At 71.5% G+C, this 22008-nt stretch carries 20 protein-coding genes; 19 read left to right on the top strand and 1 reads right to left on the bottom strand.

Features of this window, described 5'->3' with window-relative positions; translation table 11 throughout:
• Window positions 1-39 precede the first annotated feature (39 nt).
• The 8 genes from ACIOJD_RS02100 (at window position 40) to ACIOJD_RS02065 (ending at window position 8118) form a co-directional block, all read left to right on the top strand.
• Window positions 40-1047: a FecCD family ABC transporter permease gene (locus ACIOJD_RS02100; protein ID WP_401908884.1), complete on the top strand. Its 1008-nt coding sequence runs from the start codon at window positions 40-42 to the stop codon at window positions 1045-1047.
• Window positions 1044-1886: an ABC transporter ATP-binding protein gene (locus ACIOJD_RS02095; RefSeq protein ID WP_401907749.1), complete on the top strand. Its 843-nt coding sequence runs from the start codon at window positions 1044-1046 to the stop codon at window positions 1884-1886. The genes ACIOJD_RS02100 and ACIOJD_RS02095 overlap by 4 nt, the downstream gene beginning before the upstream one ends.
• A gap of 86 nt (window positions 1887-1972) precedes the next feature.
• Window positions 1973-2506, top strand: coding sequence for a GNAT family N-acetyltransferase (locus tag ACIOJD_RS02090; protein WP_401907748.1), 534 nt, complete (start codon window positions 1973-1975; stop codon window positions 2504-2506).
• Window positions 2507-2594: 88 nt separating this feature from the next.
• Window positions 2595-4196, top strand: coding sequence for an ABC transporter substrate-binding protein (locus ACIOJD_RS02085; protein WP_401907747.1), 1602 nt, complete (start codon window positions 2595-2597; stop codon window positions 4194-4196).
• Window positions 4197-4203: 7 nt separating this feature from the next.
• Window positions 4204-6117 carry an ABC transporter permease subunit gene (locus ACIOJD_RS02080; RefSeq protein ID WP_401907746.1) on the top strand — a complete coding sequence of 638 codons (1914 nt, stop codon included), beginning with the start codon at window positions 4204-4206 and terminating at the stop codon, window positions 6115-6117.
• Entirely contained in the window at window positions 6114-7385 is a 1272-nt protein-coding gene (locus ACIOJD_RS02075; RefSeq protein WP_401907745.1) for an MDR family MFS transporter, read from the top strand. The genes ACIOJD_RS02080 and ACIOJD_RS02075 overlap by 4 nt, the downstream gene beginning before the upstream one ends.
• Window positions 7386-7441: 56 nt before the next feature.
• A complete protein-coding gene (locus ACIOJD_RS02070; RefSeq protein ID WP_401907744.1) occupies window positions 7442-7708 on the top strand; it encodes a CopG family transcriptional regulator in 267 nt (88 codons plus the stop codon).
• A complete protein-coding gene (locus tag ACIOJD_RS02065) occupies window positions 7705-8118 on the top strand; it encodes a type II toxin-antitoxin system VapC family toxin (RefSeq protein ID WP_401907743.1) in 414 nt (137 codons plus the stop codon). Before ACIOJD_RS02070 ends, ACIOJD_RS02065 begins: the two co-directional genes overlap by 4 nt.
• Before the next feature lie 61 nt (window positions 8119-8179).
• Here the strand turns inward: ACIOJD_RS02065 and ACIOJD_RS02060 are convergent, their stop codons facing one another.
• A complete protein-coding gene (locus ACIOJD_RS02060) occupies window positions 8180-8596 on the bottom strand; it encodes a hypothetical protein (RefSeq protein ID WP_401907742.1) in 417 nt (138 codons plus the stop codon).
• Window positions 8597-8689: 93 nt separating this feature from the next.
• On the opposite strand from ACIOJD_RS02060, the gene ACIOJD_RS02055 reads away from it, so the two are divergent.
• The 11 genes from ACIOJD_RS02055 to prmC all read left to right on the top strand — a co-directional run bounded on the left by ACIOJD_RS02055 (window position 8690) and on the right by prmC (window position 21972).
• Window positions 8690-9184, top strand: coding sequence for a response regulator (locus ACIOJD_RS02055; protein ID WP_401907741.1), 495 nt, complete (start codon window positions 8690-8692; stop codon window positions 9182-9184).
• Window positions 9185-9239: 55 nt separating this feature from the next.
• The gene (gene nrtL / locus ACIOJD_RS02050; protein ID WP_401907740.1) at window positions 9240-10322 is read left to right on the top strand and encodes an ArgS-related anticodon-binding protein NrtL; all 1083 of its coding nucleotides are present in this window, start codon (window positions 9240-9242) and stop codon (window positions 10320-10322) included.
• A 23-nt stretch (window positions 10323-10345) separates the two neighbouring features.
• Entirely contained in the window at window positions 10346-11740 is a 1395-nt protein-coding gene (gene lysA, locus ACIOJD_RS02045; RefSeq protein ID WP_401907739.1) for a diaminopimelate decarboxylase, read from the top strand.
• Window positions 11741-11848: 108 nt separating this feature from the next.
• On the top strand, window positions 11849-13141 hold the full coding sequence (locus tag ACIOJD_RS02040) for a homoserine dehydrogenase (protein WP_401877745.1): 1293 nt from the start codon (window positions 11849-11851) through the stop codon (window positions 13139-13141).
• A 7-nt stretch (window positions 13142-13148) separates the two neighbouring features.
• A complete protein-coding gene (gene thrC / locus ACIOJD_RS02035; RefSeq protein ID WP_401907738.1) occupies window positions 13149-14219 on the top strand; it encodes a threonine synthase in 1071 nt (356 codons plus the stop codon).
• A 372-nt stretch (window positions 14220-14591) separates the two neighbouring features.
• Complete coding sequence (thrB, locus tag ACIOJD_RS02030; protein WP_401907737.1) at window positions 14592-15509, top strand: homoserine kinase; 918 nt, start codon at window positions 14592-14594, stop codon at window positions 15507-15509.
• A 386-nt stretch (window positions 15510-15895) separates the two neighbouring features.
• Window positions 15896-17965: a transcription termination factor Rho gene (gene rho / locus ACIOJD_RS02025; RefSeq protein ID WP_401907736.1), complete on the top strand. Its 2070-nt coding sequence runs from the start codon at window positions 15896-15898 to the stop codon at window positions 17963-17965.
• Between the two features lie 360 nt (window positions 17966-18325).
• Window positions 18326-19426, top strand: coding sequence for an LCP family protein (locus ACIOJD_RS02020; protein WP_401907735.1), 1101 nt, complete (start codon window positions 18326-18328; stop codon window positions 19424-19426).
• A 189-nt stretch (window positions 19427-19615) separates the two neighbouring features.
• Window positions 19616-19837: a 50S ribosomal protein L31 gene (rpmE, locus tag ACIOJD_RS02015; protein ID WP_161309761.1), complete on the top strand. Its 222-nt coding sequence runs from the start codon at window positions 19616-19618 to the stop codon at window positions 19835-19837.
• 111 nt (window positions 19838-19948) lie between these two features.
• Window positions 19949-21028, top strand: a complete 1080-nt coding sequence (gene prfA / locus ACIOJD_RS02010) for a peptide chain release factor 1 (RefSeq protein ID WP_401907734.1) — start codon at window positions 19949-19951, stop codon at window positions 21026-21028.
• A gap of 104 nt (window positions 21029-21132) precedes the next feature.
• Window positions 21133-21972, top strand: coding sequence for a peptide chain release factor N(5)-glutamine methyltransferase (gene prmC, locus ACIOJD_RS02005; RefSeq protein ID WP_401908881.1), 840 nt, complete (start codon window positions 21133-21135; stop codon window positions 21970-21972).
• The last annotated feature ends 36 nt before the right edge of the window (window positions 21973-22008 follow it).

Raw genomic sequence — 22008 nt, 5'->3', positions numbered from 1 at the left:
CCGGATGGTCCAGGCGTACACGGCCCCGGCGTACGCCGGTTGCGGCACGGCCTCCTCTGGGCCTGCGGGGTCGCCGGGCTGTTCCTCTCCGTCGCCGTCGCGATCACCATCGGACCCGCGAACATCCGCGTCGGCGACGTCTGGTCCGTGGTGGCCACCCATATCGGATGGGGCGATTCCGGCCTCACACCGATCCGGGACGGGATCGTCTGGAACCTGCGGCTGCCCCGCACCCTGCTCGCCGCCGTCTGCGGCGCCGGACTCGCGGTGTGCGGGGCGGTCATGCAGTCCCTGCTCCGTAACCCGCTCGCCGACCCCTTCGTGCTGGGAGTCTCCTCGGGGGCTTCGACCGGCGCGGTCGTGGTCGTCGTGCTCGGTGTCGGCGGCGGGGCGCTGTCCATCTCGGGCGGCGCGTTCCTCGGCGCCCTGTGCTCGTTCGCGCTGGTGCTGCTGCTCAGCCATACCCTCGGCGGCACGGTGGACCGGGTGGTGCTCTCCGGAGTCGCCGCGATGCAGCTCTTCTCGGCCCTGACCTCCTTCATCGTGATGACGGCGGCGGACGCGGAGACCACCCGGGGCGTGCTGTTCTGGCTGCTCGGATCGCTCAGCGGCGCCGGGTGGACCGATGTGTGGGTCTGCCTGGCGGTGCTCGCGGTGGCGCTGCTGGTGTGTCTCGGGTACGCGCGGACGCTCGACGCGTTCGCGTTCGGCCAGGACGCGGCGGCGACGCTGGGCGTCTCGGTGGCCCGTACCCGTGTGGTGCTGCTGTGCGTGACCGCGCTGCTGACGGCGGCGCTGGTCAGCTCGGCCGGGGCCATCGGCTTCGTCGGCCTCGTACTGCCGCACGCCGCCCGTGCGCTGGCCGGTCCCGGCCACGGCCGGCTGCTGCCCGTCACCGCGCTGACCGGAGCGGTGTTCCTGGTCTGGGTCGACACCCTGGCCCGTACGGTGCTCGACCCGCAGGAGGTGCCGGTGGGCGTGGTGACCTCGCTGATCGGCGTACCGGCGTTCGTCCTTGTCCTGTACCGGGGCCGGAGAATCCGATGAAGCGGACCACGGACACACGCACGGGTACGGATACGGATACGGATACGGATGCGGTGACCGGCTCGGGCCTCCGCGCCGACCGTGTCTCCCGGACCGCCGGCGGACGCCTGATCGTGGACGGGGTCAGTCTCGCGCCGCCGCCCGGATCCATGGTCGGGCTGCTCGGCCCGAACGGCTCGGGAAAGTCCACCCTGTTGCGCCTGCTCTCCGGCGTCCTCGCCCCCGCCTGCGGCGTCATCACCCTCGACGGCCGCCCGCTCGCCGAACTCGGCCGCAGATCGCTCGCCCGCCGCGTCGCCGTGGTCGAGCAGCAGGCCGACACCCAGGTCGAGTTGACCGTCCGCGATGTCGTACGGCTCGGCCGCGTCCCGCACCGCCGCGCCTGGTCGGCGGCGGCCGCCGGGGACGACGAGGCCATTCGTACCGCTCTGGAACGCACCGGCCTGACGGACCGGGCCGGCCAGTCCTGGCACACGCTCTCGGGCGGCGAGCGCCAGCGGGTCCAGATCGCCCGCGCGCTCGCCCAGGAGCCCCGCGAACTCCTGCTGGACGAACCGACCAACCACCTGGACATCCAGCACCAGCTCGACCTCCTGAACCTGGTCGCCGAACTCCCGGTGACCAGCGTCATCGCGCTGCACGACCTGAACCTGGCGGCGATGTACTGCGATCAGCTCGTCGTGCTGAAGCAGGGCCGCGTCGTGGCCGGCGGCAGTTCGTGGGACGTCATCACCGAGCGCCTGATCGCGGATGTGTACGGGGTGCGCGCCGCCGTCACCCAGGACGGGCCCGAGGGCCGTCCGTACGTACGGTTCCTCGGCACGGTGCCCACGGCCTGAAGCGGCCCGGTCGTCATCGCGGCCACCGGGTCCGGCCGCCACCGCCCCGCCGAATCCCCGTGACCCTTGTTGCCTATGATGTGCAAGTGCGTACCTACTGCATCCGAACCGCGACCCCCGGCGACCTCGACACCGCCCGTGCGGTGATGCTCGACACCGTCTACCGCGACTTCGGTACGGGGTACGTCCCGCGCTGGCACGCGGACATCATCGATCTCGCGGGTGCCTATCTCACCCCCGCCCGTCACACCCTGCTGGTCGCCGTCGAGGAGAGCACGGGCGTGGTCGCCGGGACCGCCGCGCTCGATGCCCGGGGGCCGCTCCATCCGCCCAACCCGCGCTGGCTCGCCGAGCGTTACCCGTCGGGGGAGACCGCCCAGCTGCGCCGGGTGTATGTGCGCCCCGGCCATCGCCGCCAGGGGCTGGCCCGCGCTCTGGTGCGCGCACTCCTGGACTTCGCCGCGACGGAAGGCGGCTACCGCTCGGTCTATCTGCACACCGATCCCGCCGTTCCCGGCGCCGAGGCCTTCTGGCGGGCGACGGGGAAGATGGTGTGCGATGAGCGCGAGGAGTCCGGCGGTGGGCAGGGGATCGTCCACTTCGAGGTCCCCATGGCTTGATGGAAATCATTTTCATGTAGTCTCTCGTTCCGCCCCCACGTCAGCCCTGCCCATCGCGTTCAGACGCGTAGAGACGAGAACGAGGACCATGGGATCTGTCCGTCGCCGCCGGTTCGTCGCCGGCCTGCTGCTCGCACCCCTGCTCACCGGTTGCTTCGCTTCTGGCGGCAGCTCCGACGGCGCGTCGTCCCCGGGCTCCGGCAGTGGTGGACGGCTGCGGATGGCGCTGGCCTTCCCGCCCACCGAGAACTTCTCCCCGTACGGCGCCGACGCCACGCTCCTGAGCCGGCTCGGCGTCACCGAGGGGCTGACCCGTCTCGACGGCAACGGTGCCGCGAGCCCCGCGCTCGCCGAGTCCTGGAGCCGTGAGAGCGACGGCAGTTGGCTGTTCACGCTCCGCGAGGCCCGGTTCCAGGACGGTACCGAGGTCACCCCGGAGTCGGTCGCCGCCGCCCTCACCCATGCCGCGAGCGCCACCCCCGTTCCCACCGCGCTCGCCGAGGTGAAGCTCACCGCGACCCCGTCCGGAGACCACCGGGTCCGCGTCACGACCGCCGAGCCGGACCCCGCACTGCCCTTCCGGCTGGCGGGCCCCAGCATGGCCGTCCTGTCCCCGAAGGCATACGCGAAGGACGCCGAGGGTGGGAAGGACGCCGAGGGCTCCAAGGACGCCGAGGGCCCCAAGAGCAGCGCCTCCAAGACCGACGGCTCCACGAAGCGGGGCGCCGTCAACCCCGTCGGCACGGCCACCGGCCCCTTCGAACTCACCAAGGTCACCGGCTCCACCGGCGCCACCCTCGACCGTTTCGACGACTACTGGGGCGGTCGGGCCCACGCCTCCGGTATCGACGCCAGGTTCATCGCCGACGGTACGGCCCGCGCCAACGCCCTGCGCAGCGGCGAGGAGGACATCGCCGAGGCGATACCGGTCGCGCAGGCCGCCTCCCTCGCCGAGGGCGCCGCGCACGAGGTGTCCACCACCCGCAACACCAGCCTCCACCTCAACACCCGGTCCGGCCCGTTCAAGGACCCGCGGTTCCGGGCCGCCGCCCGCCGGGCCATCGACACCTCCGTACTCGCCGAGAATGTCCACGAAGGGCACGCCGACCCCGCCCAGGGCATCTTCGGCCCCGCGCTGACCTGGGCGAAGGGCAAGCGCGCGAAGCCCGTCGGACGTGCGGAGGCCGCCCTTGGCAAGGACGTCAAGGGCACCACCCTCACCATCGCCACGTACGACAACCGGCCTGAGCTGCCCGAGGTCGCCCAGGTGCTCCAACAGCAGCTGGAGAAGGCCGGGTTCACGGTGAAACTGACGGTCCGCGAGTACGCGCGCATCGAGAGCGACGCGCTGGCCGGGAAGTTCGACGCCTTCGTCTCCGCGCGCAACACGATGCTCGACACCGGCGACCCCGTCTCCGCCCTCTCCACCGACTTCACCTGTGACGGGAGTTACAACCTGGCGCTGCTCTGCGACCGGGGCGTGGACCGGGCCGTCGCCACGGCGGACTCCCTCGTGGACCCCGGCAAGCGGCAGGACGCGGCGATGGCGGCGGAGGCCAGGATCCTCGGTACGGACGCGGTTGTACCGCTGGTGCACCAGCGGATCATCGTGGGTGTCGCTCCGGCGGTACGGGGCGTGACCCTCGACCCGTACGAGCGTGCCCTCGCCACCGCGAGCACCCGGCGCTGATCCCCGCATGGACCGCCCGGCCCCCTCGCATCGCCCGGCCCCTTCCTCGTACCGCTCGGCAGCCGTGCGACTCGTGCGGCTCCCCGGCCTGACCACGCTCTGGCGCGCCGCGCTCGCGGCCCTCCTGCTCTGCGGCATCGGCCTGCTGCCCTGGCTCTCGCGCACCGACCCCGCGCTCACCGTCCTCAAGGCGCGCTCGGCCGAACGGGAACCCACCGCCGAGGCGTTGAACGTCGTACGGGACCAACTCGGCCTGGACGCAGGTCCCGTGAGCCTGCTCGGGCAGTGGCTCGGCGGGCTGGCGCGCGGTGACGCGGGGGAGTCGTGGATATCCGGCGCCGCCGTACTGCCCTCGGTCGTCCAGGCCCTGGGCATCTCGCTGCTGCTCATGGCCGGGGCGATGGCGGTCGCCCTCGTGACGGCCGCAGCGGTCTGCGCCCGCCCCCTGTGGCTCGGCTCGCGGCGACGGTTCCGCCCCCCACGCGCGGGGGGCGCGGCGGCGATGCTCGCCGCGCTGCCCGAGTTCCTGACCGCGTCCGTCCTGGCCACCGTGGTCGGCGTACAGCTCGGCTGGCTGCCCGCCCTCGGCTGGTACGGGCCCCGCTGGATGGTGCTGCCCGCGCTCTCGCTCGGCCTGCCCGCCGGGGCGCTGCTCGGCCGGCTGCTCGCCGACGCGCTGCCCGGAGCCTTCGGTGAACCCTGGGCACTGGCCGCCGCCGCGCGCGGACTGACGGGCCGGCGGATCGCCCGCCAGGCGCTGCGGCGCTGCTTCCCCGGCCTGCTGCCGAACCTCGGGCTGTTCGTCGTCGGTCTCACCGGCGGCTCGGTCGCCGTCGAGCAGATCTTCGACATACCCGGGCTCGGCCGGCTCACGCTGCAAGCCACGACCGCCCAGGACCTGCCCGTACTCCAGGCGGGCACACTCGCCCTCGTCCTGCTCGCGGCTCTAGCGGGAGGGCTCGCCAGGGGCGTGGCGCAGCTGATGCTGGGCCCGGCCCTGCGTGACGGCGCGCTCCAGTCCTCGCACCGGCCGGCGCCGCCTGCCCACCGGGCACAGCCCCTCGTGTACGGGCTGCCGCTGCTCGGCGTCGTCGTGTCCGGCCTGGTCCGCGATCCGCTGGGGCTGGACACCGCCGCCCGGCTCCGACCCCCGTCCTGGGCCCACCCGTTCGGCACCGACGCGCTGGGCCGCGATGTGCTGGCCCGCGTCGGGCACGGCGCGCTCACCACCCTCGCCCTGGCGCTCGCGGTGACCGCCGTGGCCCTGCTGGCCGGAGTCCTGCTCGGGCTGGTGCCGAAGGTGTCGGGCGCCGCCGTCGACACCGTCAACGCCGTACCGCCGGTGCTCGCCGGGCTCCTGGTCGCGGGGATCGCGGGCAGCGGCCCGTACACCCCGGCGCTCGCCGTGGCGGCCGTCGCCTGGGCGCCGCTGGCCGCGCACGCCTCCGCCCTGCTGGAACAGGAACGCGCCACCACCCACCTCGTCGCCACCCGCGCGCTCGGCGCGGGCCCCCTGTACGTCCTGCGGTACGAACTGCTGCCCGCCGTGATCCCGCCCGTCGCCCGGCACGCGCTGCTGCGGCTGCCCGGAGTGGCCCTGGCCCTGGCCGCCCTGGGCTTCCTGGGGCTCGGCGCCCAGCCGCCCTCCCCGGAGTGGGGCCTGCTGCTCTCCGAGAACCTCCCGTACGCGGAGCGCGCGCCCTGGGCGGTCCTGGCACCGGCCGCCGTACTCGCCCTGCTGGGAGCGCTCGCGGTGTCGGCGGCCGGAGGGGTGCGCGGGCGGCGGCCCGTATCGCGGGAGCGGGCACGGCTGCCGCAACCGCCGACGGCGCGAGAGCGGCCCGAGCCAGGGGCGCGCGAACCGGCGAAGGCCGGCAGCGCCGCCGGCTCCCCCCACTCCATGGCGAGGGACTCCCGATGACCGAGCCGTGTACGCGGCGCGCCTCCCAGCCCCCGTCCGGCGAGCAGTCCCGGCCCCGGGCCCGGTCCGGTCTCGGACAGTGGGCCGAACTGTCGCCGCTCCTGCGCCTGTTGATCCTCACCCAACTCGCCTTCAACGTCGGCTTCTTCGGCGTCCTGCCCTTCCTCGCCGAACACCTGGGCACGGCGATGGGCATGGCCGGCTGGCTGGTCGGTCTCGTACTGGGACTGCGAACGTTCAGCCAGCAGGGCCTGTTCGTGGTCGGCGGCGCCCTGGCCGACCGGTACGGCGTACGCCCGGTGGTCCTGGCGGGCTGCGCGCTGCGGATCGCCGGATTCGCGTGGCTCGGTTACGCGGAGCGGACCTGGGCGGTCATCGGTGCCGTCCTGCTGATCGGCTTCGCGGCGGCGCTGTTCTCGCCCGCCGTGGAGTCCGAGGTCGCCCGCCAGGCGGTGGCCCGGGAGGAGGCGGGCGGGGGCCCGCGCACCGGCGTACTGGCGCTGTTCACCGTGGCCGGGCAGGCGGGCGCGTTCGTCGGCCCACTGCTGGGCGCGCTGCTGCTCGGGGTGGATTTCCGTACGGTGTGCCTCGCCGGGGCGGGGATCTTCGTACTCGTCCTGGCCGGACACTGGTGGCTGCTGCCCCAGCACATCCCGGGCCGGACCCGCGTCAGCGGCCCCGGCGCCGTCCGGAACCTGCTGCGCAACCGGCGCTTCCTCGCCCTGTGCCTGGCGTACGGGACCTACCTGCTGGCGTACAACCAGCTCTACCTCGCCCTCCCGGCGGAGGTCGAGCGCGCGGCGGGCTCCCAGGCCCCGCTGGCCTGGCTCTTCGCCCTCTCCTCGCTGCTGGTCGTGACCACCCAACTGCCCGTCACCCGCTGGGCGGCGGACCGGCTCGACCTGCGCCGCTCCATGGCGGCCGGACTGGTGCTCCTCGCCACGGGCTTCGCCGTCGTGGCGGCGGCCCGCCCCGCAGACCTGACCGGAACCACGGGCCTGTTTCCGGCGGCCGCCTTCGTCGTCCTGCTCACCCTCGGCCAGATGCTCATAGCCCCCGCCGCCCGAGCCTGGGTCCCCGACCTCGCGGAGGAGGGTCGGCTCGGCCTCTACACCGGCGCACTCTCCTCGGCCTCCGGCCTGATCGTCCTGGCCGGCAGCGCGGCGAGCGGCACCCTCCTCGACGCACACCTCCCACCCGCCGCGCCCTGGCTCGTACTCGCCGCGATCCCGCTGGCGGCGATCGCGGTACTGCCGCGCCGCCCGTAGCGGACCGTGAACGGCAAGACCATCCGCGTTAGAGGATTCGCGGTAGGATAAGGGGCATGAGCGAGCCTACCCAGAAGTACTCGATCACCATGCCGAGGGACATCGCGGAAGACGCTCGGGCCCGTAGTGGCCCTTCGGGGCTCTCCGCGTATGTAGCCGCAGCTGTCGCCCGTCAGGTCGAGCGCGACAAACTCGCGGAACTGATCGCCGTGGCCGAGGCTGAGCACGGTCCGGTGACCGAGGAGGAGATTCAGGCCACACTGGATCAATTGCAACGCGCTCGCGACGAGCAGCACCCCACGCGCCGGACGAACGCCGCATGACACGCTCGCGCCCCATCACGGGGGGCACGATGGTGCTGGACAGTGAGGGGCTGGCAAAGGCCGTGCTGCGCGACCGCGACGTCACGAGGTGGCTGGAGACCGCGCGTGTGGTTGACATGCGGGTGATCACCAGCGCTGCCACTCTCGTCGAGGTTGTCCACCCGAGGATCAACCGCCCTGCCCTCGAATGGTCCCTGTCCCGCATCGTCATCGAGCCTGTCTCGGAATCCATCGCCCGCCACGCGGGTGCCCTCTTGGCCGATGCGGGCGTGCACGGCCACAAGTACGCCATCGACGCCATGGTCGGCGCGACCGCGCTCGCGGCGCCCGGCCCGGTCACCGTGCTCACCTCGGACCCCGAGGATCTCACTGCCCTGTGCGGCAGGCGCGTCACCGTCATCAAGATCTGAGGGGCCCCGGCCTGACCGATGCCCGTCGAACCGCAGTCGTGCGGCCCGGTCGGGCCGGACGTCACGCGTCGTCGCTCGGGCGTGACATCCGCAGTGCCAGCTCCCGCAGGAGTTCCTCCGAGGTGATGTCCGTACGTCCGGCGTCGTGGACCTCGGCCAGCTCGGCGAAGACATAGGTGAAGGCGCCGATCAGCTGCATGATGGCCGGCAGCGAGGCCTCGGTCACCGCGTGCGCGGCCTCGAGCGGGGTGGCGTCGGGGGAGACCTTGAACGAGGGGAAGACCTCGGCGAGGAGCGAGCCGATCTGGCCCCGGCCCGAATCCCTGCCGGCCGACCGGTCCCCCTGCCCGTCGCCCTGCCCGTCGCCCTGCCCGTCGTCCTCCCGGAGGCCGTCGTCATTCCGGTCGGCGCTGCGGATCCACTGCGCGGACTGCGTGAGAACGCCGATGGCCCTGAGGATGACTTCGTTCTGCTCCATGCCGAGAGCCTAAGCGCTGTCCCGAGGGCGAGTTCGGAGGGAGAGTTCCGAAGACGACAGGGGGCGCACTCGTGCCGACCGCGCCGGGGGTAAGTGGGCAAAACCGGGACGCGGCACCGGAGTCGGACCTACTCTCGAGTTGTGTCCGCCGCATCGGGCCGGGTGCTCGTTGTCGACGACAACAGGGTCATCCGGCAGCTGATCAGGGTCAATCTCGAACTTGAGGGGTTCGAGGTCGTGACCGCGGCCGACGGTGCCGAATGTCTGGACGTGGTCCATGAGGTCAGGCCCGATGTGATCACCCTCGATGTGGTGATGCCCCGCCTCGACGGACTGACCGCCGCCGCCCGGCTGCGCGCCGATCCGCGGACCAGCCGGCTGCCGATCGCGATCATCAGCGCCTGTACGCAGTACGAGACGGAATCCGGCGTCGCCGCCGGCGTCGACGCCTTCCTCGCCAAGCCCTTCGAACCGTCCGAGCTGGTCCGGCTCATACGACGGCTGACCCACCGGGAGGGCCCGCCGCCCGTGGAAGGCAGAGTGGACGGCAGACAGGGCGCCGGGCGGGCGGAAAGCGCCCGGGGCTGACCGCATCGCGAAACCGGTTCGCTAAGAGGTACCCCTCCTCCCATACGCTGGTGCCGTGACCCCCGCCGATCTGTCCCGCACCGTGTTGGACGCCGTACGCCGCGCGGTCGAGGACGACACGCTCCCGGGGCCCGTGCCCGAACGGGTCGTGGTCGAGCGTCCCCGCCCCGGCGGTGTCGGCGACTACGCCAGCAATGTCGCGCTGCGCATGGCCGGGCGTACCGGGTTCACGGCCCGCGAGGTCGCCGGGATACTGCGCGCCGAGATCGTGCGCTCCGGGGCCCTGCACCCGCGTATCGCCCGGGTCGAGGTCACCGGACCCGGCTTCCTGAACTTCACCCTCGCCGACGACAGCCACGGCGAGCTGGTCCGTACGGTGCTCAAGGCCGGTACGGGCTACGGGCACGGCGACGCGCTCGCCGGAACCACCGCTGCCTTCGCCCCGGCCGACGAACTGCGCGCCGAGGTCTGGACGGAGACCGTCGTCCGGCTGCTGCGCTCGCAGGGCGCCACGGCGGCCGTGATACCCGGCGGCACGGAGAGCTGCCGGCCCGTGCCCGTCCCCGCCGCCGACGGCTTCGCCATCGGCGGCCTCTTCGCCCGGCTCGGCCCCGACGCCGCCCGCTGGGCGCTGCTGCGGGCCGCCGCCCACGATCACCCGCACACGGGCGACGAGCTGCTCGTACAGCGCGAGAGCAACCCGTTCTTCCGGGTGCGCTACGCGTACGCCCGCACCCGCGCCCTGGCGCGGAACGCGGCCCGGTTCGGCATCACCCCCGATGAGGCCGAGCACACGGGGTACGAGGAGTACGAGGAGCACACGGCGTACGCGGAGTACGAGGCGTACGCGACCCCGCACGCCGCCACCACGACCGCCATGCTCCTCACCGCCCTCGGTGATCACCCCGCCGCTCTCGAAGCCGCCGCACGGCTGCGCGCGCCCGACCGGCTCGCCCGCCATCTCGAGCACACCGCGGAGGCCTTCCTGCGCTTCCAGGAGACCGCCAGTCCGCTGCCCGTCGGTGACGAGAAACCCTCGGCCGCCCACCGTTCCCGGCTCGCGCTCGCCGAAGCCGCCGGGGCGGTGCTGGCCGGCGGCCTGTCCCTGCTCGGCATCGACGCGCCAGAACACCTCTGAAAAGAACCAAGAGAGCCAAGAACATGAGCCGTTCCGCACACCCCGCAGGCCCCCGTCACGCGGATGTCTACCCCGAGGGGCACTACTCCGCCCCCGCCGCCGACCTCAACGCCCTGGACGAGAAGGTCTGGTCGCGTACGGTCCGCCGGAACGGCGACGGCGTGGCCACCGTCGCGGGCATCGAAGTGACCCGGCTGGCCGAGGAGTTCGGCACCCCCGCGTACTTCCTCGACGAGGCCGACTTCCGCGCCCGCTGCCGCGCCTGGGCCGATGCCTTCGGCAAGGACGCGGACGTGTTCTACGCGGGCAAGGCGTTCCTGTCCCGGACCATCGTCCGCTGGCTGCACGAGGAGGGGCTCAATCTCGACGTGTGCTCCGGCGGCGAACTCGCCACCGCGCTGGCCGCCGGGATGCCCGCCGAGCGCATCGCCTTCCACGGCAACAACAAGTCCACCGAGGAGATCGAGCGGGCCGTCTCCGCCGGCGTCGGGCGGATCGTCCTCGACTCCTTCCAGGAGATCGTGCGGGTCGCGCACATCGCGCGGCGGCTCGGCAAGGTCCAGCCCGTCCAGATCCGGGTGACCGTCGGCGTCGAGGCCCATACGCACGAGTTCATCGCCACGGCCCACGAGGACCAGAAGTTCGGTATCGCGCTTGCCGACGGGCAGGCCGCCGAGGCCGTGAGGCGCGCCCTCACGCTCGACGGCATCGAGCTGACCGGCATCCACTCGCACATCGGCTCGCAGATCTTCGACATGGCCGGTTTCGAGGTCTCCGCCCGCCGGGTCGTGCAACTGCTCGCCGAGGTGCGCGACGAGCACGGCGTGGAACTGCCCGAGATCGACCTCGGCGGCGGGCTCGGTATCGCGTACACGTCCGAGGACGACCCGCGTGAGCCGCACGAGATCGCCAAGGCGCTCAGCGACATCGTCACCCGTGAGTGTGAGTCCGCGGGGCTCCGCACCCCCCGTATCTCCGTCGAGCCGGGGCGCGCGATCGTCGGCCCCACGGCCTTCACCCTGTACGAGGTCGGCACCATCAAGCCGCTCGAAGGGCTGCGTACGTATGTCAGTGTGGACGGTGGCATGTCCGACAACATCCGTACGGCCCTGTACGACGCCGAGTACTCCGTCGCGCTCGTGTCGCGCCGCTCCGACGCGGAGGCGATGCTGACGCGCGTCGTCGGCAAGCACTGCGAGAGCGGCGACATCCTCGTACGGGACGCGTTCCTGCCCGCCGACCTGGCGCCCGGCGACCTGCTCGCCGTCCCCGCCACCGGCGCGTACTGCCGCTCCATGGCGAGCAACTACAACCACGCACTGCGCCCGCCCGTCGTCGCGGTCAACGACGGTGCGGCACGGGTGATCGTCCGGCGTGAGACGGAGGAAGATCTCCTGCGTCTCGATGTCGGGGACTGAAATTCATATCTCGCGATCTGGACAGGGGACAGAAACTCCCGTCCATTGCGTGAGACTGGTTGGCATTCATGCTTTTAACGGCTGGGTTCAATGAAAGGCATAGGTCGGATGATGCGTACGCGTCCGCTGAAGGTGGCGCTGCTGGGCTGTGGTGTGGTCGGCTCAGAGGTGGCGCGCATCATGACGACGCAGGCCGACGACCTCGCCGCGCGGATAGGCGCCCCGGTGGAACTGGCCGGGGTCGCCGTCCGGCGCCCCTCCCGGGTGCGCGACGGCATCGACCCCGCGCTGATCACCACCGATGCCACCGCCCTGGTCAAACGCGGTGACATAGATGTCGTGGTCGAGGTCATCGGAGGCATCGAGCCCGCCCGTACGCTCATCACCACCGCGTTCGAGCACGGCGCCTCCGTGGTCTCCGCCAACAAGGCGCTGCTCGCCGAGGACGGCACGACCCTCTACGAGGCCGCCGCCCGGCACGGCGCGGATCTGTATTTCGAGGCGGCCGTCGCCGGCGCCATCCCGCTGATCCGGCCGCTGCGCGAGTCCCTCGCGGGTGACACGGTCAACCGCGTGCTCGGAATCGTCAACGGCACGACCAATTTCATCCTCGATCGGATGGACACCGCGGGCGCCGGCTACTCGGAAGCGCTGGACGAGGCCACCGCCCTCGGCTACGCGGAGGCCGACCCCACCGCCGACGTCGAGGGCTTCGACGCCGCCGCCAAGGCCGCCATCCTCGCCGGGATCGCCTTCCACACCCGCGTACGCCTCGACGACGTGCACCGCGAGGGCATCACGGAGGTCACCGCCGCCGACCTCGCCTCCGCCCAGCGCATGGGCTGCACCGTCAAGCTCCTCGCCATCTGCGAGCGCGCCGCCGACGGCCGGTCCGTCACCGCGCGCGTCCACCCGGCGATGATCCCGCTCAGCCACCCGCTCGCTTCGGTGCGCGAGGCGTACAACGCGGTCTTCGTCGAGGCCGAGGCGGCCGGGCAGCTGATGTTCTACGGACCCGGCGCGGGCGGCGCGCCGACGGCCTCGGCCGTGCTCGGCGACCTCGTCGCCGTCTGCCGCAACAAGCTCAACGAGGCCACCGGGCCCGGTGAGTCCGCGTACACGCAGCTGCCCGTGAGCCCCATGGGCGAGTCCGTGACGCGCTATCACATCAGCCTCGACGTGGCCGACAAGCCGGGCGTTCTCGCCCAGGTGGCGACGGTCTTCGCCGAACACGGCGTATCCATCGATACCGTCCGTCAGAAGGGAAAGGACGGCGAGGCAGCCCTCGTCGTCGTCACCCACCGCGCGCAGGACGCAGCCCTCTCCGGGACCGTCGAAGCACTGCGCGAGCTCGACACCGTCCGCGGTGTCGCCAGCATCATGCGTGTTGAAGGGGAGTAAGGGACCCATGACCAGCATTGGCACCCACCAGTGGCGGGGCATCATCGAGGAGTACCGGGACCGCCTCCCGGTGACGGACACGACGCCGGTCGTCACGCTCCGCGAGGGCGGTACGCCGCTCGTGCCCGCCCAGGTGCTGTCCGAGCGGACGGGCTGTGAGGTGCATCTCAAGGTCGAGGGCGCCAACCCGACCGGCTCCTTCAAGGACCGTGGCATGACCATGGCCATCACCCGGGCCAAGGAGGAGGGCGCCAAGGCGGTGATCTGCGCCTCCACCGGCAACACCTCGGCCTCGGCGGCGGCGTACGCCGTACGGGCCGGAATGGTCTGCGCCGTCCTCGTGCCCCAGGGCAAGATCGCGCTCGGCAAGATGGGCCAGGCGCTGGTCCACGGCGCGAAGATCCTCCAGGTCGAGGGCAACTTCGACGACTGTCTGACACTGGCCCGCTCGCTCTCCGACAACTACCCGGTGGCGCTGGTCAATTCGGTCAACCCGGTCCGTATCGAGGGCCAGAAGACCGCGGCCTTCGAGATCGTGGACGCGCTGCGCGACGCCCCGGACATCCATGTGCTGCCCGTCGGCAACGCCGGCAACATCACGGCGTACTGGAAGGGGTACACCGAGTACGCCGCCGACGGCATCGCGTCCCGCACCCCGCGCATGTGGGGCTTCCAGGCCTCCGGCTCCGCGCCCATCGTGCGCGGCGAGATCGTCAAGGACCCGCACACCGTCGCCACCGCGATCCGGATCGGCAACCCGGCGTCCTGGCAGTACGCCCTGGCCGCCCGTGACGAGTCCGGCGGCTTCATCGACGAGGTGACGGACCGGCAGATCCTGGCCGCCTACCGCCTGTTGGCCTCTCAGGAGGGCGTCTTCGTCGAGCCCGCCTCGGCCGCCTCCGTCGCCGGTCTGCTCAAGGCCGCCGACGAGGGCAAGGTCGACCCCGGCCAGCGCATCGTCTGCACGGTCACCGGAAACGGCCTCAAGGACCCGGACTGGGCGGTCGCCGGAGCGCCCCAGCCGGTCACCGTGCCGGTCGACGCGGTCACCGCGGCCGAGCGCCTCGGCCTCGCCTGACCTCGGCGTTCCGGCACGACCCGGGCCCCGTCCACCGGTCTTCGCGGCCTCCCGCGAAGACCGGTGAGAGCGCCCCGCCCCGTCGCCGGAACCGTCCGGACGTGTCCGTACGGGGCCGGTGAACGGGCCCCGGACCCGCGCCCCGGGCGAAGCGGGGACAAGGCAGACATCGGCGCACGTGAGGCATGCGACACGCATCGTGCGCCTCCTGTGCGCCCTATGTCGCCACGCAACCTTCCTTCGATAGGCTGTACCTCACTCGCCCGCCGCATATGCCGCGGTGTTGTCGCCCACGTGGCCCTCGGGTGTTCCGTACCTCCTCGAACATCTCGCAATCACCACATTTCGCAGTCAAGGAGAGTCGTCAGAGCGATGGCCGGTCCCGCGTTCCGCGCCGCCGCCGTACGGGTGCGCACCCCCGCCACCAGCGCCAATCTCGGTCCGGGCTTCGACGCCCTCGGCCTGTCGCTGGGGCTCTACGACGACGTGGTCGTCCGCGTCGCCGATTCCGGCCTGCACGTCGACATCGCGGGTGAGGGCGCCGAGACGCTTCCCCGTGACGAGAACCACCTGCTCGTGCGCTCCCTGCGCACGGCCTTCGACCTGCTCGGCGGACAGCCGCGCGGCCTGGAGGTCGTCTGCGCCAACCGCATCCCGCACGGCCGTGGCCTGGGCTCCTCCTCGGCCGCCATCTGCGCCGGGATCGTCGCGGCCCGCGCGGTGACCATAGGCGGCGACGCCCGGCTCGACGACGCGGCACTGCTGGAGCTGGCCACCGAGATCGAGGGTCATCCCGACAATGTCGCCGCCTGTCTGCTCGGCGGTTTCACCCTGGCCTGGATGGACGGGGGAGCGGCCCGCGCCATCAGGATGGAGCCCGCGCGTTCCGTCGTTCCGGTGGTTTTCGTCCCCGGGAAGGCCGTCCTCACGGAGACCGCCCGTGGACTGCTGCCGCGCACGGTCCCCCATGTGGACGCGGCGCTCAACGCGGGTCGCGCCGCCCTGCTCGTGGAGGCCCTGACCAGGCGTCCCGAACTGCTGCTCGCGGCCACCGAGGACCGTATCCACCAGGACTACCGTTCCCCGGCGATGCCGCAGAGCCTCGCGCTGGTCAACCGACTGCGCGCGGACGGCGTCCCCGCGGTCATCTCCGGTGCGGGCCCCACGGTGCTCGCGCTGGTCGAGGACGGTGTGGCCGACAAGGTCGCACGGCTGGCGGGCGAGGGATGGGCGGCCAACCGGCTCTCCCTCGACGCCGCGGGAACGAGCGTTCTGCCGCTCGGTTCGTAGCCACACGGGATTGCCGGTGAGTGAGAGGGGGAATGTTTGTTGGAGCCGGTAGTGTTAACCTCAAGTCTGCACCCGACGTCTTTGAGGCGCGGTGCTTCGTGTCCCACATCGGGACCACCCTTCTTCCGGGAGCCTCCTCAACTGCCTGAGCAGCCTGCCTGAGCAGTTTTGAGCACGCACCGGAACCGGCACGACACCCCCCGTTCATTTCCACGGAGGGCCGAGCAGGGGGACCTCGGGCCGGACCCATTGCACGTCCGCATGTTTCTCCGCCGTACCCGGCGGGACCACCGCCCCGGCACGGTCCACAAGATGGGATCGCAGTCGGACAGCACAACCGGTCGCCGAGCCAGAAGGCCGACGTCCGCTCCAGGGAAGGACCCTTCGTGAGCGACACCACCGATCTGATGGGCGTGACTGCCGACAGCAACGTCGACAGCGCCGCGCCCGCCGCAGGTGCTGCCACTGGCACCACCGCACGGCGCCGCCGCTCCGGCACCGGCCTCGAGGGCATGGTCCTGGCCGAGCTGCAGCAGGTCGCGTCCGGCCTCGGCATCAGGGGCACCGCGCGGATGCGCAAGAGCCAGTTGATCGAGGTAATCAAGGAAGCGCAGGCCGGCTCCTCGTCAGCGCCCAAGAGCGCCGAGGCGGGCGGCTCCGACGCCGCCGAGACCAAGCCCAAGCGCCGCGCAACTTCCAAGGCCCGTACGGGTGAAGGCGCCGCCGAGGACAAGCCGGGCAAGGCCGAGAAGGCCGCGTCCCAGCAGCAGATCGACATCCCCGGCCAGCCCGCGAGCGACGACCAGCCCGCGGGCGAGCGCCGTCGTCGCCGGGCCACCGCGCAGGCGGGCAGCCCCGACACCAAGACGGAGACCAGGGCCGAGGCCCAGGGCGACGTCAAGGTCGAGGCCCAGCCCGACACCAAGGCCGAGACCGCCGTGTCCGCGTCCGGCACGGGCACCGCCCAGAGCGACACCGACGGCCGGCGCGGCGACCGCCAGGACCGCGGCCAGCGGGGCGAGCGCGGCGACCGTGACCGCGGGGACCGCCGGGACCGGCAGCGCGACCGCCGGGGCAAGGGCGACGACCAGCAGGGCGGCCAGGGCGGCCAGCAGCAGGGTGGCGGCCGCCAGCAGCGCGACAACCGCGGCGGCGGAAGCCAGAGCGGCAATCAGAACAACGGCCCGCAGGACGACTTCGACGACGAGGCGGGCGGCCGGCGTGGCCGGCGCGGACGTTACCGGGACCGCCGCGGCCGTCGTGGCCGCGACGAGTTCGGCCCCGGCGAGCCGCAGGTCGCCGACGACGATGTGCTGATCCCCGTCGCGGGCATCCTCGACATCCTCGACAACTACGCGTTCATCAGGACCTCCGGCTACCTGCCGGGCCCCAACGACGTGTACGTGTCCCTCGCCCAGGTCCGTAAGAACGGCCTGCGCAAGGGCGACCACACCACCGGCGCGGTGCGCCAGCCCAAGGAAGGCGAGCGCCGCGAGAAGTTCAACGCGCTGGTCCGCCTCGACACGGTCAACGGCATGGCGCCCGAAACCGGCCGCGGCCGCCCGGAGTTCCAGAAGCTGACCCCGCTCTACCCTCAGGACCGGCTCCGTCTGGAGACCGACCCGGGCGTGCTGACCACGCGGATCATCGACCTGGTCGCACCGATCGGCAAGGGCCAGCGTGGTCTGATCGTGGCCCCGCCGAAGACCGGCAAGACCATGATCCTCCAGTCGATCGCCAACGCGATCACGGTCAACAGCCCCGAGTGCCACCTGATGGTCGTCCTCGTCGACGAGCGGCCCGAAGAGGTCACCGACATGCAGCGGTCGGTCAAGGGCGAGGTCATCTCCTCGACCTTCGACCGCCCGGCCGAGGACCACACCACCGTCGCCGAGCTGGCCATCGAGCGCGCCAAGCGCCTCGTCGAGCTGGGCCACGACGTGGTCGTCCTGCTGGACTCCATCACCCGTCTGGGCCGTGCGTACAACCTCGCCGCGCCCGCCTCCGGACGCATCCTGTCCGGTGGTGTCGACTCGACCGCGCTCTACCCGCCGAAGCGCTTCTTCGGTGCGGCGCGCAACATCGAGGACGGCGGTTCGCTGACCATCCTGGCCACCGCGCTGGTCGAGACCGGCTCGCGGATGGACGAGGTGATCTTCGAGGAGTTCAAGGGCACCGGCAACATGGAGCTCAGGCTCGACCGGAAGCTCTCGGACAAGCGCATCTTCCCGGCGGTGGACGTGGACGCGTCCAGCACCCGCAAGGAAGAGATCCTGCTCGGCAGCGACGAGCTCGCCGTGGTCTGGAAGCTGCGCCGGGTGCTGCACGCGCTCGACCAGCAGCAGGCCATCGAGCTGCTCCTGGACAAGATGAAGCAGACGAAGTCGAACGCGGAGTTCCTGCTCCAGATCCAGAAGACGACGCCCGGCGCCGGCAGCGGCAACGGAAACGACTGATCCGGATCGTCCCGGAACCGCCCCGTCGCCCAGGCGACGGGGCGGTTCTCGCGTTACGGCGCCACCATCCAGGCGCATCGCGCCCCGGTCCCGCCACATCGAGCCCCGCCGAGACGTTTGCCACACCCTCCTGGCCGGGCTCAGGGGCGCCTGTCGTGGCCCCGCAGGACCGAAACCCCAGGTGAAACGGCAGAACGGCCACCGAGGTCCGTACCGGCCCGTCTGCGGTGCCCGCGGTGAGCGGCACAGAGTGCTGTGCCACCCTGCTTGGTGCTTCACTGTCTGTACACGTGTCAATGAGGGCGTGTTTCAACATCACGGCAGGAGGTAGCGGGAAAAGGACTACGGAAAAGGGAGATCATGACCGACCGGAGCAACAGCCGAATACGTGGCAGCGGCAAGCGCCGCAGGGCGCCCGGCAAGCGCAGCCGCGCCACCACTGTCGCCGCGTGGTCCGCAGCGGCCCTGGTACTCGTCGGCGGGTCCGGACTCGGCTACGCGTACTTCAAGCTCGACGGCAATCTGAAGGGCGTCGACATCAACGCCCAGCTCGGCGGGGACCGCCCGGCGAACACCGACAACGGCTCCGAGGACATCCTCGTACTCGGCTCGGACTCCCGCGCCGGCGCGAACGCGAAGTACGGCGAGGACGGGGGCGGCGCCCGCTCCGACACGGCGATGATCGTCCACATCTACAAGGGCCACAAGAAGGCCAGTGTGGTCTCCGTACCGCGCGACACCCTGATCAACCGCCCCGCCTGCACCGACTCCGACGGCAAGACCGTCTCCGGTGAGCAGGAGGCCATGTTCAACACGGCGTACGAGGCCGGCGGCCCGGCCTGTGCGGTGAAGACCGTCGAGAAGATGTCCGGCATCCGCATGGACCACTACATCGAGGTCGACTTCACCGGTTTCAAGACGCTCATCAACGACCTGGGCGGCGTCAAGATCACCACCACGGAGTCGATCAACGACCCGAAGAGTCATCTGAAGCTCGCCCCCGGCACCCACACCCTCGACGGGGAGAAGGCCCTCGGCCTCGTGCGGACCCGCCACAGCGTCGGCGACGGCAGTGACCTCGGCCGTATCCAGCTCCAGCAGGCGTTCATCAAGGCGCTGATGAACCAGGTCAAGAGCGTCGGCGTGTTCAGCAACCCCAAGAAGCTGTACGACGTGGCCGACACCGCCACCCGCGCGATCACCCCCGACTCCCAGCTCGACTCGGTCAACAAGCTGGTCGGTTTCGCCGGGGGACTGAAGAACCTCGGCACCGACGACGTCAAGATGATCACGCTCCCGGTGCAGTACGACCCGAACGACGGGAACCGCGTCCTGCCCCTGGAGAAGGCGTCCCAGCAGGTCTGGACGGCCCTGCGGCACGACAGGCCGATCCCCGCCTCCGCCACCAAGGACTCGGCCGGGGACAAGGGCGACGCGGACCGCGTGGTCACGAACCGCTGAACCCTCCGCGAGGCCGGGGCGGCAGAGGCCGGGGCGGCATTCGCGAGGCCGGGGCGGCCGGAATAGATCCGGCCGCCCCCTCGTTTTGGGAGATACGGCCGGTCCTGGCAGACTGGTCCGTCGGCCCCGGTTCACGTACGAGCAATCCGCGCGTACGACCCGGCGCCCTCCCGAAACTAGGAGAATCCCTTGAAGCGCGACATCCACCCCACGTACGTCGAGACCCAGGTCAGCTGCACCTGCGGTGCGTCGTTCACCACCCGGAGCACCATCGAGTCGGGCACCATCCGCGCCGACCTCTGCTCCGAGTGCCACCCGTTCTACACGGGCAAGCAGAAGATCCTCGACACCGGTGGCCGTGTGGCCCGCTTCGAGGCCCGCTTCGGCAAGGCCGCCGCCGCCAAGAAGTAGCGAGTCATCTGCGCCGGTTCTCGGCGCCCCTTTTCCGGGGCGTCGAGACCGGCGCTTTGCCGTGGCCGCGTTTCCCGAAGCACCTTCGTACGAAGAACCCAGGAGCCCCCGATGTTCGAGGCGGTCGAGGACCTGATCGGCGAGCACGCCGATCTGGAGAACAAGCTCGCGGACCCGTCGGTCCACGCCGATCAGGCGAACGCGCGCAAGCTCAACAAGCGTTACGCCGAGCTCACCCCGATCGTCTCCACGTACCGCTCCTGGAAGCAGACCGGCGACGACATCGAGACCGCCCGCGAGTTCGCGGCCGACGACCCCGATTTCGCCGCCGAGGTCAAGGACCTGGAGAAGACCCGCGAGCAGCTCACCGAGAAGCTCCGGCTGCTGCTCGTACCGCGCGACCCCAGCGACGACAAGGACGTGATCCTGGAGGTCAAGGCGGGCGCGGGCGGCGACGAGTCCGCTCTCTTCGCCGGCGACCTGCTGCGCATGTACCTGCGGTACGCGGAGCGCGTCGGCTGGAAGACCGAGATCATCGACGCCACCGAGTCCGAGCTGGGCGGCTACAAGGACGTCCAGGTCGCGGTGAAGACCAAGGGCGGCAACGGCGCCACCGAGCCCGGACAGGGCGTCTGGGCCCGGCTGAAGTACGAGGGCGGGGTGCACCGCGTGCAGCGCGTGCCCTCCACCGAGTCCCAGGGCCGCATCCACACCTCGGCCGCCGGTGTGCTCGTCACCCCCGAGGCCGAGGAGGTCGACGTCGAGATCCACGCCAACGACCTGCGCATCGACGTCTACCGCTCCTCGGGACCCGGTGGCCAGTCCGTCAACACCACCGACTCCGCCGTCCGCATCACGCACCTGCCGACCGGGGTCGTCGCCTCCTGCCAGAACGAGAAGAGCCAGCTCCAGAACAAGGAACAGGCTCTGCGTATCCTGCGCTCACGACTCCTCGCCGCGGCCCAGGAGGAAGCGGAGAAGTCGGCCGCCGACGCGCGGCGCAGCCAGGTCCGTACGGTCGACCGGTCCGAGAAGATCCGTACGTACAACTTCCCGGAAAACCGGATCTCGGACCACCGGGTCGGTTTCAAGGCGTACAACTTGGACCAGGTGCTCGACGGTGAGCTGGACTCCGTCATCCAGGCCTGCGTCGACGCCGATTCCGCCGCGAAGCTCGCCGCCGCCCAGTAACCCCCCAGCAACCACTCTCGCAGTCCGGAGGAACCAGCGTGCAGCCACATTCTGGGGGGCACAGCGACCCTCAGCGGCTCCGCCGCGGGCCCGTCCCCCGCAGCCTGCTGCTCGCCGAGGTGGCCCAGGCCACCCAGCGGCTGGCCGACGCGGGCGTGCCCTCACCGCGCTTCGACGCGGAGGAACTCGCCGCGTACGTGCACGGCGTCAAGCGGGGAGAGCTGCACAACGTCAGGGACGCGGACTTCGACGCCCGTTACTGGGAGGCCGTCGCCCGCCGCGAGGCCCGTGAACCGCTCCAGCACATCACCGGACGCGCCTTCTTCCGCTACCTGGAACTCCAGGTGGGCCCCGGGGTCTTCGTACCGCGCCCCGAGACCGAATCCGTCGTCGGCTGGGCGATAGACGCGGTCCGGGCGATGGACGTCGTCGAGCCGCTCATCGTGGACCTGTGCTCGGGCTCCGGCGCGATCGCGCTCGCCATGGCCCAGGAGGTGCCGCGCTCCCGCGTGCACGCCGTGGAACTGTCCGAGGACGCCCTGCACTGGACCCGGAAGAACGCCGAGGGTTCCAGGGTCACCGTGCACCGGGGCGACGCCCTGAGCGCCCTGCCCGACTATGACGGCCAGGTCGACCTGGTCATCTCCAACCCGCCGTACATCCCGCTGACCGAATGGGAGTACGTCGCCCCCGAGGCCCGTGACCACGATCCGGAGATGGCCCTCTTCTCCGGCGAGGACGGCCTCGACACGATCCGCGGCATCGAACGCACCGCGCACCGGCTGCTGCGGCCCGGCGGCCTGGTCGTCATCGAACACGCGGACACCCAGGGCGGACAGGTCCCGTGGATCTTCAGCGAGGAATCCGGCTGGGCGGACGCGGCGGACCACCCCGACCTGAACAAGCGGCCACGGTTCGCCACGGCGCGCAAGGCGATGCCGTGACGGCGCGGACGGTCGTCGCGTTCGCAACACGCCCTG

Source organism: Streptomyces sp. NPDC088116, from assembly GCF_044741745.1.
Taxonomy (GTDB): domain Bacteria; phylum Actinomycetota; class Actinomycetes; order Streptomycetales; family Streptomycetaceae; genus Streptomyces.
The sequence above is the reverse complement of the archived record's forward strand: the minus strand, read 5'-3'. Positions and strand labels throughout refer to the sequence as shown.

What these genes read in the sequence shown, in the direction of transcription:
- ACIOJD_RS02095 (WP_401907749.1), top strand. Translation starts at nt 1,044, where the DNA reads ATGAAGCGGACCACGGACACACGCACGGGTACGGATACGGATACGGAT.
- ACIOJD_RS02085 (WP_401907747.1), top strand. Translation starts at nt 2,595, where the DNA reads ATGGGATCTGTCCGTCGCCGCCGGTTCGTCGCCGGCCTGCTGCTCGCA.
- ACIOJD_RS02080 (WP_401907746.1), top strand. Translation starts at nt 4,204, where the DNA reads ATGGACCGCCCGGCCCCCTCGCATCGCCCGGCCCCTTCCTCGTACCGC.
- ACIOJD_RS02075 (WP_401907745.1), top strand. Translation starts at nt 6,114, where the DNA reads ATGACCGAGCCGTGTACGCGGCGCGCCTCCCAGCCCCCGTCCGGCGAG.
- ACIOJD_RS02070 (WP_401907744.1), top strand. Translation starts at nt 7,442, where the DNA reads ATGAGCGAGCCTACCCAGAAGTACTCGATCACCATGCCGAGGGACATC.
- ACIOJD_RS02065 (WP_401907743.1), top strand. Translation starts at nt 7,705, where the DNA reads ATGACACGCTCGCGCCCCATCACGGGGGGCACGATGGTGCTGGACAGT.
- ACIOJD_RS02060 (WP_401907742.1), bottom strand. Translation starts at nt 8,596, where the DNA reads ATGGAGCAGAACGAAGTCATCCTCAGGGCCATCGGCGTTCTCACGCAG.
- lysA (WP_401907739.1), top strand. Translation starts at nt 10,346, where the DNA reads ATGAGCCGTTCCGCACACCCCGCAGGCCCCCGTCACGCGGATGTCTAC.
- ACIOJD_RS02040 (WP_401877745.1), top strand. Translation starts at nt 11,849, where the DNA reads ATGATGCGTACGCGTCCGCTGAAGGTGGCGCTGCTGGGCTGTGGTGTG.
- thrC (WP_401907738.1), top strand. Translation starts at nt 13,149, where the DNA reads ATGACCAGCATTGGCACCCACCAGTGGCGGGGCATCATCGAGGAGTAC.
- thrB (WP_401907737.1), top strand. Translation starts at nt 14,592, where the DNA reads ATGGCCGGTCCCGCGTTCCGCGCCGCCGCCGTACGGGTGCGCACCCCC.
- ACIOJD_RS02020 (WP_401907735.1), top strand. Translation starts at nt 18,326, where the DNA reads ATGACCGACCGGAGCAACAGCCGAATACGTGGCAGCGGCAAGCGCCGC.
- prfA (WP_401907734.1), top strand. Translation starts at nt 19,949, where the DNA reads ATGTTCGAGGCGGTCGAGGACCTGATCGGCGAGCACGCCGATCTGGAG.